Below are 14,464 nucleotides of genomic sequence, written 5' to 3' on the forward strand. Positions count from 1 at the left end.
TGACGGAACGCCACTGGTATGCCAGCCGAATGCCACAATGGTTCCGCTGACATCTCCGGCGGTCAACACTCGCTACAGAGTTGGGAGTTGTAAATGTTCCGCATCGGTGGCGGAGACAGGTTCGTGGAGATCACCCGGGAGAGCCGCGGCACGCCCCGCCTGGTTCTCGGACACACCTCGCCCGACAGCGTCACCCGCCTGCGCGTCGCACTGGACGACCTGTTCGTCGTCTCCACCGGGCGGCCCTGGACTCCGGCCCGTCCCGGCGTGCGCACCTGCGCGGTCGCGCACACCGGGAACGGCCTCCGGGCGCACTGCACCCTCGCCGGCCCGCCCGGACTGGAAGTGCTCCTGGACCTGGCCTTCGCCGGGGACCTGCTGCACCTGCGGACCACCTGGCACAACACCGGGGACACCGCCCGCACGGACGCCGTGCTGGGGATCGCACTGCCGCTGCCCGCCCGTACACCCGAAGCGGTCACCCTTCCCCAGGTCCTGTACCGCGGCAACCCGTCGGCCGACCCGGCCCGCACCGTGCCGCGCCTCGCCGCGGGCCCGGGCGGCGGCCTCGTCGTCGAGGAGCACCGGCTGCCCGTCCCCTGCGTCCACGCCGAGTGGAGCACCGACAAGGAGCCCCGGTACGCCACCCTCTACGCGGCCCGCCCGGGCCAGGGCTCCCTCGGTGCGACACACGACACCACCGGCGTCACCCTGCTGGCCCTCAGCGGCGCGCTGCTGTTCAACGGGCGACCCGACACGGTCTATGTCCACAAGGGACGCACCGCGCCCCACGACGGGGGATACCTCGACCTCCGGCCCGGCGGTGAGTTCCGCGGTCACCACGTCCTGGACTGGGGGCGCCCCGCACGCCCCGGACACGGCTTCCGGGCGCTCGTGCACCGGGGCCTCGGCCTGTACCGGCCGCGCGGCGCGAGCCCCCTGTCACTGGACCGGATCGTACGGCTCAAGACGGCCGCGCTCGACCGGCGCCGGCACGACCGCGAGGACGTCGCCGGCTACCTGAAGTTCACCGGCCCCGGTCACACCGCCGGATTCATGTACGGATGGACCGGACAGTGCCTCAAACTCGCGTGGTGCGACGCGCGCATCGGCCTCGAGCACGGCGAGACCTGGCGCGTCGAACGCTGCCGCCGGGCGGTCAACTTCTACCTCGACGGCAGCACCGTCACCGCGGCCCCCGGCCTCCGGCTGAGCTTCTACGCCACCGAGGACCGGACCTGGTCGGGCTTCACCGGGGAGGACGGACCGTTCGTCTCGGCCCGCGCCCTCGGCGACACCCTGTGCGACCTCGCCGACGTCGTCGAACTGTTCCGCGGACACGGACACGCCGTCCCGTACGGGTGGGTGCGGGCGCTTGTCGAAGGCGTGCGCGCGGCCTGCGACGACGGCCCGCCGCCCTTCGGCTGGCGCCTGGACGGCTCACGCCTGCCCAGCGAGCCGGGGACGGCCGGACTGCCCTGCGTGCTGGCCATGCTGAAGGCCTCCCGTGTCACCGGGGAGCGGGACCTGCTGCGCACCGCCGAGGCCCTCGTGGAGCACTACCACCAGCGGTACGCCCACGACTACGCGACGCCCTTCGCGCGCGCCACCCTCGACGCGGCCTGCGAGGACAAGGAGGGCGGCATCGCGTACTTCCTGTGCGCGTACGAGCTACTGCTGCTCACCGGCAAGAAGCGCTGGGCCTCGCGGGCCCAGGAAGCGGCCGACTGGCTGCTCACCTGGGTCTACCAGTGGGACCCGCCCTTCCGGGACGGCGCGTTCGCCACCACCGGCTGGCCCGGCGTCAGCGTCCAGAACCACCACGTCGACGTGTTCTTCCCGGCGTACGAGCTCGCCCGCCTCGGGGACCTCGTGGGCCGGCCCGTCTACCGCGAGCTGGGCGAGCTGGTCCTGAACGCCTTCGGACAGGGCATCTGCACCCGACCGGGGGAGTGGGGCTTCGCCGAGACCGGTGAGCAGGCGGAGGGGTTCTTCCCCACCAACTGGCAGGAGCGGGGGACCAGCAACACCTGGAACCCGTCCTGGGTGACGGCCCAGGTGCTGTCCCAGGCCCTGCGCATGCGGGTCGACCGGGCCGACCGGGCCGGTCAGGCTGCGCCCGTGCGGGCCGGCTCGGGCCGGTGCACGCCCCGGGGACGGTAACCGAGTGCCTCGCCGACCCCGAGGTGGTCGGCGAGGAGCCAGGTGACGGCCAGCCACATCTCCGTGCCCTGGAGCCCCGCGACGCGGTCCGGGCGGTCACCCGGCTCCAGCGCGAAGGAGAACCCCGCCCCGTCCTGCCACCGGCTGAGAACCCGCTCGAGCTGTCCCCGGGCCCAGTCCCGGCCCTCGGCGAGGCGGTGCTCCGTGCGCCGGGCACACAACCACAGCGGCTGGATGACGTCGAGGACGTCACAGGCCGTGCCCCGGTCGGGACCGAACCACGCCGGGTTCCGGCTGTGCGTGAGCACCGTGTCCACGGTCCGCTCCGGATACGGCACGGGAAGCCCGAACTGCGCGAAGGTGCCGCGCACCGTCCGGTAGAAGCCGTTCACGGGCTGCCGCCAGCCCTCCTTCGCATCCGGGTCGCCCCACAGGCCGTGCCCCGGATCGGCCCGCGTCAGCAGCCATCCGAACAACGCCTCCACCTGGGGCGAGGAACTGGCGGTGGCGGGGGAGTCCGGCGCGCCGGCGGAGGCGAAGTGGAGCGCGGTCGCGACCCCGTCCACCCAGTGCCCGCTGCGCCACGCCCGGGTGGACCACGGCAAGCCGTCCAGACGCTCCACCACCTGTGCGGGCGGCATCTCGGTGACCGCCCGCACCGGGTGCGCGAAGCGCGAGCCGAGCAGATCGAGCGCGTAACCGACGCTGAGGATGTGGTACAGCGCGGTGTCGTCGTCGAGGCCGGGCGCCTCGCGTCCGAACTCGGGCACCAGACCCGTCGCGGGGTCCTGCCATGCGCGCAGGCGTTCGACGAGCTCGGCACCGTCGGCACCGGGTGGCGGTCCGCCCAGCAGCAGCGCCGCGATCTCCACGGCGTCGCACGTCGCGCGCACGGTGGGCGGGACACCGGGCCGGTCGGTCCACGCCTCGTCCGTGCGGCAGCGTTCGAGCACCTCGGCCGCCTGCTCGCGGGCGCGCCGCGCGAACCGTTCGAGCCGGGCGTCGAGACTGCCCCCCGGCCGGGTACCGGCGCTCGGCGGGCTCTCCGGCGACGTGCCCCGCCTGTCCTTGAGGCGACGGGCCGGGTTGCCCGCCGCCACCGACCAGGCGGGGAGGTCCCTGGTGACGACCGCGCCCGCCCCGACGACGCAGTGGTCGCCGATGGTCACTCCGTCCACCACGACGACGTGGGAGCCGATCCACACGTCGTCGCCGATGACGATGCCCTTCGAGGTGAGGGGCTGGCGGTGGACCGGCTCCCCTGGGGCGAAGCCGTGGTTGAAGCCGAGCAGCGAGGTGTGGGCGCCCACCCGCACGCCGTCACCGGTCCTCACCCGGCCGCGGGCCGTGGAGAAGGGGTTGAGGGTGCAGTTGCGGCCCATGCGCACCTCGTCGGTGACCACGGCGTGGGCGCCGATGTACGAACGGTCGCCCAGGAGGAGGGTCTCGGCCTGCACGCCCGCCCACGGCGACACGAACACCCGCTCCCCGAACTCCGCCGTGCCCCCGCCCGCCCGTATCTCCTCGGCCAGCACCGTCTGATGGGCCAGTTGGGCCGCGCGCTGCTCGTCGTCGCTCCTGCTCCAGAACTCCCACGGGCAGTAGTCGAACCGCCCGGGCCTCGTCTCACCGTCCGCCGAACCCACCGGTCACCTTCTCCCGTACGAATCCGTCCACGCACTCGACGACGTCCGCGTCCGTCAGCCTTCCGAAGTGGCAGTCCTCGAGGCGCAGTTCCCGGATCGGCGCGTGCTCGTAGCCGCGTGCCAGGACGGCCCGGCGGGCCCGGTCCACGGTGGCACGGATGACGCTGATGCCGCCCACCCGTGGCGGGAACGCGCCGGTGTCGCCCTCGCCGCGGTGGAAGTCGCAGGTGAGGAACTCCTTGGTCAGGTTGGTGACCGTCAGGTCCGCGAGGTGGATGTTCTCGGCGAAGCCGCCGCGTACCGAGTTCGTCTTGATGTAGAGGCCGAAGTAGAGCCCGGGGCCGCCGATGCGGCAGCGGCGCACGTACACGTTCCGGATGCCCCCGGTCATGTCGCTGCCCAGGGTGACGGCCCCGTAGCGGTGGCGCAGCGCGCAGTCCTCGATGACGATGTTCTCGCTGGGCGTCGCGACCCGGCGACCGTCGGCCTCCCGCCCCGACTTGATGGCGATGCAGTCGTCCCCGGCGGTGATGTCGCAGCGCCGGATCACCACGTCGCGACAGGACTCGGGGTCGATCCCGTCGTTGTTGGGCCCGATGCTGTCGATGGTGACGTCCTGGACGAGGACGTTGCTGCACAGCACCGGGTGGATCTCCCACATTGGGGAGCGGACGATCGTGACGCCCTCGACGAGGACGCCGCGGCACCGCTGGAACTCGATGAAGTTGGGGCGGAAGCGCCGGCCGTCGGCGTACACCCGCTGCTCGACCGGGTCACCGTCCTCGGCCTGCCGCCACAGCTGCGGCCAGTCCTCCTCCTGATGCCGGATCCCCGGGCGCCAGCCGAACTCCGCCTGCCCGGACCACGGCCACCAGTGTTCCTCGTCGGCCTGGCCGTCCAGCACTCCGCGGCCGGTGACCGCGATGTCGCGCTCGTCGAGGGCGTAGACGAGCGGCGAGTAGCCGTAGCACTCGACGCCCTGGAAGCGGGTGAGCACGGGCGGCAGGTACCGGGCCGGGTCCTGGCTGAAGCGCAGGGTGGCTCCCTCTTCGAGGTGCAGTTCGACGTGGCTGAGCAGTCGGACCGGACCGGTGAGGAAGACGCCCGGCGGCACGGTGACCCGCCCGCCGCCCGCGGTGTGGCAGGCGACGACGGCGCGGCGCAGGGCGAGGGTGCAGTCGGTCCGGGCGTCGCCGCGCGCCCCGAACCGGGTCACGGGGAAGATGCGGTCGGGAAAGCGGGGCGGCACGACACGGGCGAGGACGGCGTCGGCCTCGCTCCAGGGATCGGCAGCCGGCTCCGGGCCCGGTCCGTCCGGTGCTGCCATCAGGTCGTGGCCTCCTCGCCGTTGACGGTGACGCGGCGCAGGACCAGACCCTCGATGTTGCGCTGCTCGTTCGGGCCCGTCATGCCGTCGAAGGCGCAGTCGCTCAGCAGCACGCCGCGAATCGGGTTGGCGTCGTTGCCGATGAACGTCCAGGCGCGCGGCCCCGAACGGGTGGTGAGCCGGTGCACCGCGATGTCGCGCACGTCGGGGTAGAAGTCGCCGCTCTCCAGCCGTTCGTAGTTGAGCGCGATCTCCACGACCGCGTCCCCGACCTCGCCGACCGTGATGTCGTGGCAGAGGATGTCGCGCACGTAACCGCCGCGCATCGGGTTGGACTTGATGCGGATGGCCCGGTCCAGGTTCGGGCTGTCCATGCGGCAGTGCCGGGCGACGATGTCGCGGACCCCGCCGGAGGTCTCGCTGCCGATGGTGACCCCGCCGTGTCCGTCCGCCATCTCGCACCGCTCGACCAGGGCATGCTCCATGGGCACCCCGACGCGCCGTCCGTCGGTGTTCTTTCCCGCCTTGAACGCGATGCAGTCGTCGCCGGTGTCGAACACGCAGTCCTGGATGAGGACGTAGGAGCAGGACTCGGGGTTGCAGCCGTCGTTGTTGGGGCCGACCGGGCTGTCCACGGTGACTCCGCGGACGGTGACGTTGCGGCACAGCACCGGATGGATGTTCCACATGGGGGAGTTGCGCACGGTGACGCCTTCGACGAGCACGTCTCGGCAGCGGTAGAACTGGATCATGTTCGGTCGCAGATGATGTCCGGCACCGAACGTCCGCTCGGCCACCGGCACGCCCGCCTCCCCCCAGGCGATCAGCTGCTGGATGTCGGGCGTCTGCGGGGCCGGTTCGTCGTCGACCCCCTTCGTCCAGTGCCACCAGTGGGTCGCGTCGGCCTGTCCGTCCAGGGTGCCGCGTCCGGTGAGCGCGACGGTGTGGCAGTCGTACGCGTACACGAAGGGCGAGTAGTTGTAGCACTCGATGCCCTCGTAGCGGCTGTACACGGCCGGCAGATAGGCGGCCGGATCCTGGCTGAAGCGCAGGGTGGCACCCGCTTCCAGGTGGAGGTCGATCCGGTCGCGCAGGTGGATGGCGCCGGTCAGCCACTCGCCGGGCGGTACGACCACGTGGCCGCCGCCCGCCCGCGCACACGCCGCCACGGCCGAGCGGATGGCCTGCGTGCAGTCGTGCTCGCCGTCGCCGACGGCGCCGTGGTCGGTGATCAGCACCCGCCGACGCGGAAAGCGCGGGGCGTGCACCCCGGCGAGGATACGGGCGGCCCGGCGCTCGGCACCGGGCACGGCGGGCTCCGCCGCGTGCGCGGCCGAGCTGCCCGCGACACCGGCCGCGGCGACGCCCGCCGCGGCGAGGAAGGCCCGGCGGCCCGGCGCGCTCACCAGGACCACTCCTCGGCGGGCACCTGAAGGGTGTGCTCGCGCAGAGGGGCCTGCGGAGCGGGAGTGCGGGTCGGGTACATGGGACGGATCCTGCCTTCCGGTTCGATGCCGATGACGTCGTCGCCCCGCCAGTGCACGCGGTAGTCGCGGCCGGCGGCGCTCTCGTCCGTGACGGTTTCGGGGAGGGGGAACGTGACGGTGACGCGCTCCCCGGCGCGTGGTGCGGCGACGCTCAGCGTGCCGTCCGGCGCCCACAGGCCCACCTCGCTCCCGTGGTGGGTGCGCTCGGGGTGCCCGGGGGCGGTGCGGGTGACGCGCAGGTGGGTGTATCCCGCCCACTCCGGTACGCGCAGGCGCAGCTCGCGGCAGTCCTGACGGATGTCGAGGTCGACGCGTCCGGTGTGGGGGAGGTGGCTGAGGACGTTCACGAACCTGCTGCCGCGGTTGAGCAGCAGGTCGACCCGGACGAGCCGCTCGTCGCCGGTGACCGCGAGGGTCCAGCCGGTGAACAGGCCGCGCACGCCCGAGCCCACGCAGCAGGCCTGCACGTCGGCGGTGTGGCCCCGGCCCAGCACGGAGTCCGACACGTAGTCGTTGGGGGCGCCGTATCCGGCGAAGGCGCCGCGCACCCGCTCGCCGACCCGGTGGCGGGTGATCCACCCCGGTTCGTCGGTGCCGCGGTCGGGTGCCGAGCGGACCCAGGAGACGTCCTGGAGCTGCGCGGAGGTGAGGTGGCCCCGCAGGAACCGTTCCAGGACCGTCCAGTAGGCGCCGTGGCCCGCCCCGGCGAGGGTGCCGGCGATGGCGATCAGGTCGACGAGGGAGCAGGTCTCGTGCTCGAAACGCTGACCGGCCAGGTCTCCCGGGGTCCAGCCGAAGCCCGTGCACTGGCCGAGCGCCCAGTCGAACCCGCGGCGCACGAACTCGGTCAGCGCGTGGTCGACCGAGGCCACCGCGTACTTGGCGAGCCCGTCCAGCGTGCCGAGGCGGGTGTGGAAGTGTCCGCTGCGGTAGGCGAGCGCCGGGTTGAACGATCCGTCCGGCAGGAACACTCCGCTGTACTCGGTGATCAGCCGCGTGAACCAGCCGCACAGCTCCCACGCCTGTTCGTTCCCGGTCAGCCGGTGCCAGCGCAGCAGCGGCATGATGAGCCGCCCGCAGAACGACGCCGGGTCGGGCGCCAGGTGCAACTGCACCGCGTTCGCCGACGGCCAGCCCCGGTCCGTGTACTCCGACGCGGGGAAGTACCAGACGTCGCGTTCCTTGACCGCGATCCGGTGCAGAGCGGCCACGAGCCGGTCGGCCGCCGCACCCGCCTCCTCGTCGCCGCTGTCCTGGTACCAGCTGGTCAGGGCGAGCAGGGTGGCGCGCTGGTCGATGAGGTTGGCGTGGGGCTCCCAGTGCCCGCGCGGATGGCGGCGCCGCCTGGTGAGCCCGTCCTCGCCGACGAGGGCGAGCAGCGTCTTCTTGTACCTCGCCTCGACGTCGGTCCACGTCGAGGCGCCGGTCATGTGGCGGGCCAGGACGCAGGCGTCGGTGAGCCGGCCGTGACTCGATCCGTAGTCCCAGTCGCCGTGGCGCAGTTCGGCGGGGTCGGCCAGGAGGTCGGCGCCGAAGAAGGGGATGCCGTCGAGGTCGTCGTCGGCCAGGCCCGCGACCGCGTTCATCGCCAGCTCGGCCCGTTCTTCCAGGAGGAGGGTTGCTGGTATGCCAGTCATCTTGGTCACGCCGTCTCGGAATCCGGAGGGGCAGTGATGCGGTGGAACGACGAGAACGCTAAGCGCGGTGGTGAGGGGCGTCAAGAGGGAGTGAAATCGCAGGAAATGGCCGTGTGATCGCATCAGTTCGGGTGTTGACGCGCCTGTCGGGGAGTTTTACGGTTCCCGTCATCTGCCTCTCCCAAGTGGCATGCCACCATGAGCGAGAGAGGGTGGGGGAGGCGATCGGAGGGCTGATGCGCACGGCCGTACGAAGACAGGTCGCCAGGATCGAGATCGAGAAGTGCGCCGTTCCGCGGCCGTCACCCCTTCCGCGCGCCCCCGTGGTCCTCGGTCACGAAGGGGCGGGCCGGGTGGTGCACCGGCTGGGCGCCCGCAGCGCCGAGATCGGCATCCTGCTCGCCCCCGACGCCGCCCTGTGCCTCCTGAGCTGCGACGACCCACTCATCGACGGCGTGTCGCTCGTCCTCAAGGGCGGACAGGCAGGCCCGGTCGACCTCTTCTGCCGAGTCACCGGACGGACCGGCGCCACCGCCCGCATCACCGACCCACCCAGGGAGCCCGGGACGTGACCACCGCACCGCACACCCTGCGCACCGCCCACCTCGGCGAACCGCTCGGCATCGACGACCAGCACCCCGACCTCTCCTGGCGGCTCGGCAGCGGGAGGCAGCAGGCCTACCAGGTCCACGCGGCCACCGGCCCCGACCTGCTCGAATCCGACGCGTGCGACCTGTGGGACAGCGGACGCGTGGCCGGACCCCGCAGCACCGGCATCCGCTTCGACGGCAAGCCGCCCGGCGCCCGGCGACGCGTCTGGTGGCGGGTGCGTACCTGGTGCGACGACCGGCCCTCACCCTGGAGCGCCGCCGCCACCTGGGAGACCGGCCTGCCCACGGAGTCCGACTGGGCCGGAGCCCAGTGGATCACGGCACAGCAGACCGACGCGTCCTCCCGACTGCCCCTGCTGGCCAAGGACTTCCACCTGCCGCACGCCCCGGTCACGGCCCGCCTGTACGCGACGGCCCTCGGCACCTACGAGGCGACCGTCAACGGCGTCGCCGCCGGCCCCGCCCTCCTCGAACCCGGCTGCACCGCCTACGACAAGCGCCTGTTGTACGCCACGTACGACATCACCGAGGCACTGCGCGCGGGCGACAACACCGTGGGGCTGAGCCTGGGCAACGGCATCGCCCACGCCCCCCGGGTGCCGGGACGGTACGCCAAACTGCACCTCGACCACGGCCGACCCCGGGCCCGCGCGCTGCTGTACGTCGTCCACGAGGACGGCACCTCCACCACGCTCGTCACCGACCCGACCTGGCGCACCGCCGAGGGTCCGATCACCCTGTCCGCCTGGTTCGGCGGCGAGGAACACGACGCCCGCCTCGCACCGCACGGCTGGGACAGCCCCGGCCACGACCGCCGGACCTGGAGCCCCGCCGTGCCCGCACCGCTCGACGGCGTGCGGCTGACCGCCCGCACCCATCCGCCCGTCGAGGTCGTCGACAGCATCACCCCGGTCTCGACGAGCCAACCGCGGCCCGGCATCCACGTCTTCGACCTCGGCGTGAACATCGCCGGCCGGCCGCGCCTGAAGGTCACCGGGCCCGCGGGAACCGCCGTCGTGATCCGGCCCGGCGAACTCCTCACCGCCGACGGCACGGTGAACCAGCGCTTCACCGGCAGCCCCTGCTACGACCAATACACCCTGCGCGGGGATCCGGGAGGCGAGGAATGGGCCCCGTCGACCGTCTACCACGGCTTCCGCTACCTCCAGGTCGAGCAGCTGCCCGGCCCGCCCGCCCCGGACACCGTGCGCGGCGAGGTGATGCGCGCCGCCAATCCCCGCGCCGGCGGCTTCAGCTGCTCCTCCGACCTGCTGAACGGCATCCACCGGCTCATCGACCGTGCCGTGCAGGGCAACATGTACAGCGTCCTCACCGACTGCCCGCACCGCGAGAAACTCGGCTGGCTGGAGCAGACCCACCTCGTCTTCCCCGCCGTGTCGGGCGGCTACGACGTCGCCGCCCACTACCGCAAACTCGTGCGCGACATGGCCGACGCGCAGACCGAGTCGGGACTCGTTCCGGGGATCGCCCCCGAATACAAGGTGTTCGAGGACAAGTTCCGCGACGACCCCAACTGGGGCGGCGCCCTGGTCCTCGCCCCCTGGCACCTGTACCGGACGTACGGCGACACGACGATCCTGCGCAACCACTACCCCGACATGCTGCGCTACCTCGAGCACCTGCACTCCCGTTCCGAGGACGGGCTGCTGCTGCGCCACGGCCTCGGCGACTGGATCACCTTCGACGACTCCACCCCCAAAGCCGTCACCGCGACCTACGCCCACCACCGCATCGCCACCGCGCTGGGCGACATCGCCGAGGCGATCGGGCGCACGGCCGACGCCGCCGCCCACCGGCGGCTCGCGTGCCGGATCGCCGGGGCCTTCCACGCGGAGTTCTTCGACCCGGACCGTCACACGTACGGCAGCGGCAGCCAGGCCTGCGCCGCGCTCGCCCTGGAGACCGGCGCGGTGCCGCCCGGCGAACGGCCGGCCGTGCTGCACCATCTCGTCGCCGCGATCCGCGCCGCCGACGACCACGTCACCGTCGGCGAGATCGCCCTCCCCGCGCTGCTGCGCGTCCTGTCCGCGCACGACCGCGACGACGTCGTGTGGGACCTGCTCAGCCGCACGGACAGCCCGAGCTACGGATACCAACTCGCCCACGGGGCGACGGCCCTGACGGAACGCTGGGACGGGCCCACCCGCGGCTCCTCGCAGAACCACTTCATGCTCGGCGCCGCCGCCGAGTGGCTCACCGCGTCCCTGGTGGGCCTGCGACAGGCCGCGGACTCGGTCGCGTACGACCACATCGTCGTCCGGCCCGCCCCGGTGGGCGGCCTCACCTGGGCGAGCGCCTGGTACGAGACGCCCCGCGGCCGGGCCGACGTGACCTGGCACCGGGGTCCGGACGAGTTCCGGCTGACCGTCGCACTGCCGCCGGGGGCGCCCTCGCGGGTGGAACTGCCCCTGCCGGACGGCGGACGCGACATACACGAGGTGCCGCCCGGCACCTGGGAGTTCACGGTGCCGGGCGGGTGGTCGCGTGAAGCCGCTCCAGCAAGGTCCGGACCGATCTGTCAAGAGACGAGGGGCAGTTGACGAAACCGGACGATACAGCGCAGGAGTCCGCGCAGGGCGAGCCGCCGGAGCCCGGCGGCACGGGAACGGCGCCGTACTGGACCGACCTCACCCCCGGCACCGGGCGCCGCCCGCCCCGCGCCCGCTTCACCTCCGGCGCGGCCCGGCTCGACCTGAACGGCACCTGGTCCTTCCGCCTGTCGCCGACCGCCGACGCGCCCCTGGACTTCCTCGGCCCGGGCGGCCCCGACGGCCCCGACGGCCCCCGCGGCTCCGCCGCCGCCGACGGCACCTGGTCGCCGCTGCCCGTCCCCTCGCACTGGGTCCTGCACGGCCACGGCATCCCGCGCTACACCAACACCGCCTACCCGTTCCCCATCGACCCGCCGCACGTCCCCGACGCCAACCCGACCGGCGACCACCACCGCACCTTCCACCTGCCCGACGGCTGGCGGACGGCCGGCAGCGTGCTGCGCTTCGACGGCGTCGACTCCTGCTTCAAGGTGTGGCTCAACGGCCGCGAACTGGGCACCTCCAAGGGCAGCCGGCTGCCCGCCGAATTCGACGCCGGTCGGGCGCTGCGCCCCGGCCGCAACGACCTCGCCGTCCGGGTCCACCGCTGGTCCTCCGGCAGCTACCTGGAGGACCAGGACATGTGGTGGCTGCCGGGCATCTTCCGCGACGTGACGCTCCTCGAAGTCCCGGACGGATCCCTGGGCGACTACTTCGTGCACGCCTCCTACGACCACGAACGGGGGAGCGGGACCCTCCGCGTCGACACCGACGTGCCCGCACACCTGTCCCTGCCGGAACTCGGCGTCCACCGCCACCCCGCCGACCGCCCCCTCACCCTCCCCGGTGTCGAACCGTGGAGCGCCGAGCACCCCCGCCTCTACGCCGGCGAACTCGTCCCCCTCACCGGCGCCGAGCCGGTCGGCCTGCGCATCGGCTTCCGCAGCGTGGCGATCCGAGGCGGTGTCTTCACCGTCAACGGCGCCCCCGTACTGCTGCGCGGCGTCAACCGCCACGAACACGACCCCGAGTACGGGCGTGCCCTCAGCGTCGACACGATGCGCCAGGACCTGCTCCTGATGAAACAGAACAACATCAACGCCGTGCGCACCGCCCACTACCCCCCGCACCCCGCCTTCCTCGACCTGTGCGACGAGCTGGGCCTGTGGGTGGTCGACGAGTGCGACATCGAGACCCACGGGTTCATCCACGCCGACTGGGCGGGCAACCCCGCCGACGACCCCCGCTGGCGGCCGATGCTCCTGGACCGGATGCGCCGCATGGTCGAACGGGACAAGAACCACCCCAGCGTCGTCATCTGGTCCCTGGGCAACGAGAGCCATCACGGTTCGAACCTCGCCGCCCTCGCCGACTGGACCCGCGGGCGCGACCCGTCCCGGCCGCTGCACTACGAGCGGGACCGCACCTACCGCCACTCCGACTTCTACAGCCTCATGTACGCCTCCGTGGCCGAGGTCGACCGCGTCGGCCGCCACGAGGAACCGGCCCCCGACGAGACCGCCGCGGAGCCCGGCCTGGAGCGACGCCGGCGCGGCCTGCCCTTCCTGCTGTGCGAGTACGCCCACGCCATGGGCAACGGCCCCGGCTCCCTCACCGAGTACCAGCGCACCCTGGAACGGCACCCGCGCTGCGCCGGGGCCTTCGTGTGGGAGTGGATCGACCACGGCCTGCGCCGCACCGACGACGCGGGCCGCGCGTACTTCGCGTACGGCGGCGACTTCGGGGACAGCCCGCACGGCGGCACCTTCTGCATCGACGGACTGCTGTTCCCCGACCGCACACCCTCACCCGGCCTCGCGGCGTACAAGAAGGCCGTCGAGCCGGTCGGCATCGGCATCGACGCCGGCGCGGGGCGGATACGGGTGTACAACAGGTACGACGTGCGGGGCCTGGCGCACCTGCGGTTCGCGTGGACCCTCGAGACGGACGGGGTCCCGGTGGCACAGGGCGAGGTGAAGGTGCCCCCCGTGGGCCCACGCCAGGAGGCGGAGGCGACGCTGCCCGCCCTCCCGACCGGGCCGGCCGGAGAGACGTGGCTGACGGTCCGCGCGGTCCTGGCCGCCGACGAGCCGTGGGCCCCGGCCGGGCACGAGGTGGCGTGGGCGCAGGCCCGTGTCCCGGCGCACCGGGCGCGAGCGGGTGCCCGTGGGCGCCGGCTGACCCTGGCCGACGCCCGGTTCGACGCGCACACCGGACTGCTGCGCGCCCTGGGCCGCCTCGACCTGGACGGCCCCCACCTCGACATGTGGCGCGCTCCCACCGAGAACGACCGCGGGATGGGCGACAACTCGGTACTGCGGGAGTGGCGTGCCGCAGGGCTGGACCGGCTGGTCGCCCGCACAGAGACCGTCGAGCGTCGGCCCGAACGGCTGGTCGTACAGGTCCGCATGGCACCGGACGGCCTGCCGCACGGCCTGCGCGTACGGCAGACCTGGACACCCCACGGCGACGCGCTGCGGCTGACCGTCGACATCGTCCCGGACGGCCCGTGGCACGGCCCGACCCTGCCGCGGGCCGGCGTACGTTTCACGCTGCCCGCCCGCCACGACCGGGTCCGCTGGTACGGAAAGGGCCCGGGGGAGGCGTACCCGGACAGCGAACAGGCCGCCCGCGTCGGCCTGTTCACCACCGACGTGGCGGCGCTGCAGACCCCCTACGTGGTCCCGCAGGAGAACGGGCGGCGCGCGGCGGTGCGCTGGGCCGAGCTCGTCGACCCCGGGACCGGGACGGGGCTGCGCGTCGAGGCCGCCGACCACGGTCGGCCCTTCGGCCTGACGGTCCGGGCGTGGAGCACCGAGGAACTCGAAGCGGCCGCCCACCCGCACGACCTGACGCCAGGTGACCGCCTCCACCTGCACGTGGACGCCGCGCAGCACGGTCTCGGCAGCGCTTCCTGCGGCCCCGGCCCCCTGGAGCAGCACCGGCTGCGCCCTCGGACCTGGCGGCTCGCGCTGCTGCTGCGACCGCTCGGGCCCGGCGAGGCCGGGTGAGCGCCGTCCGTGTGGGCGTCGCCCGCCCGG

General features: G+C 73.1%; 8 protein-coding genes. 4 read left to right on the top strand and 4 right to left on the bottom strand.

What is annotated here, in order from left to right; translation table 11 throughout:
- Positions 1-93 precede the first annotated feature (93 nt).
- Positions 94-2,163 (top strand): hypothetical protein, encoded by a 2,070-nt coding sequence (locus ACZ7MF_RS14820; protein WP_471477159.1) that lies wholly within the window; start codon positions 94-96, stop codon positions 2,161-2,163.
- On the opposite strand, the gene ACZ7MF_RS14825 is transcribed toward ACZ7MF_RS14820, so the two are convergent.
- The 4 genes from ACZ7MF_RS14825 to ACZ7MF_RS14840 are packed head-to-tail and all read right to left on the bottom strand — an operon-like array spanning position 2,109 to position 8,269.
- Positions 2,109-3,809, bottom strand: a complete 1,701-nt coding sequence (locus ACZ7MF_RS14825) for an acyltransferase (RefSeq protein ID WP_471477160.1) — start codon at positions 3,807-3,809, stop codon at positions 2,109-2,111. The genes ACZ7MF_RS14820 and ACZ7MF_RS14825 overlap by 55 nt on opposite strands.
- Entirely contained in the window at positions 3,790-5,136 is a 1,347-nt protein-coding gene (locus ACZ7MF_RS14830; RefSeq protein WP_471477161.1) for a glycoside hydrolase family 28 protein, read from the bottom strand. Before ACZ7MF_RS14830 ends, ACZ7MF_RS14825 begins: the two co-directional genes overlap by 20 nt.
- Entirely contained in the window at positions 5,136-6,542 is a 1,407-nt protein-coding gene (locus tag ACZ7MF_RS14835; protein WP_471477162.1) for a glycoside hydrolase family 28 protein, read from the bottom strand. The genes ACZ7MF_RS14830 and ACZ7MF_RS14835 overlap by 1 nt, the downstream gene beginning before the upstream one ends.
- Entirely contained in the window at positions 6,539-8,269 is a 1,731-nt protein-coding gene (locus ACZ7MF_RS14840) for a glycoside hydrolase family protein (protein WP_471477163.1), read from the bottom strand. The genes ACZ7MF_RS14835 and ACZ7MF_RS14840 overlap by 4 nt, the downstream gene beginning before the upstream one ends.
- A gap of 227 nt (positions 8,270-8,496) precedes the next feature.
- On the opposite strand from ACZ7MF_RS14840, the gene ACZ7MF_RS14845 reads away from it, so the two are divergent.
- From ACZ7MF_RS14845 to ACZ7MF_RS14855, 3 genes are read left to right on the top strand one after another with little or no spacing between them, the layout of a single operon-like run.
- Entirely contained in the window at positions 8,497-8,832 is a 336-nt protein-coding gene (locus ACZ7MF_RS14845; protein ID WP_471477164.1) for a hypothetical protein, read from the top strand.
- Positions 8,829-11,432, top strand: coding sequence for a family 78 glycoside hydrolase catalytic domain (locus ACZ7MF_RS14850; RefSeq protein WP_471477165.1), 2,604 nt, complete (start codon positions 8,829-8,831; stop codon positions 11,430-11,432). Before ACZ7MF_RS14845 ends, ACZ7MF_RS14850 begins: the two co-directional genes overlap by 4 nt.
- Entirely contained in the window at positions 11,429-14,434 is a 3,006-nt protein-coding gene (locus ACZ7MF_RS14855) for a glycoside hydrolase family 2 TIM barrel-domain containing protein (protein ID WP_471477166.1), read from the top strand. The genes ACZ7MF_RS14850 and ACZ7MF_RS14855 overlap by 4 nt, the downstream gene beginning before the upstream one ends.
- The last annotated feature ends 30 nt before the right edge of the window (positions 14,435-14,464 follow it).

Source organism: Streptomyces sp. NPDC111628 (assembly GCF_055635195.1).

What these genes read in the sequence shown, in the direction of transcription:
- ACZ7MF_RS14820 (WP_471477159.1), top strand. Translation starts at nt 94, where the DNA reads ATGTTCCGCATCGGTGGCGGAGACAGGTTCGTGGAGATCACCCGGGAG.
- ACZ7MF_RS14830 (WP_471477161.1), bottom strand. Translation starts at nt 5,136, where the DNA reads ATGGCAGCACCGGACGGACCGGGCCCGGAGCCGGCTGCCGATCCCTGG.
- ACZ7MF_RS14845 (WP_471477164.1), top strand. Translation starts at nt 8,497, where the DNA reads ATGCGCACGGCCGTACGAAGACAGGTCGCCAGGATCGAGATCGAGAAG.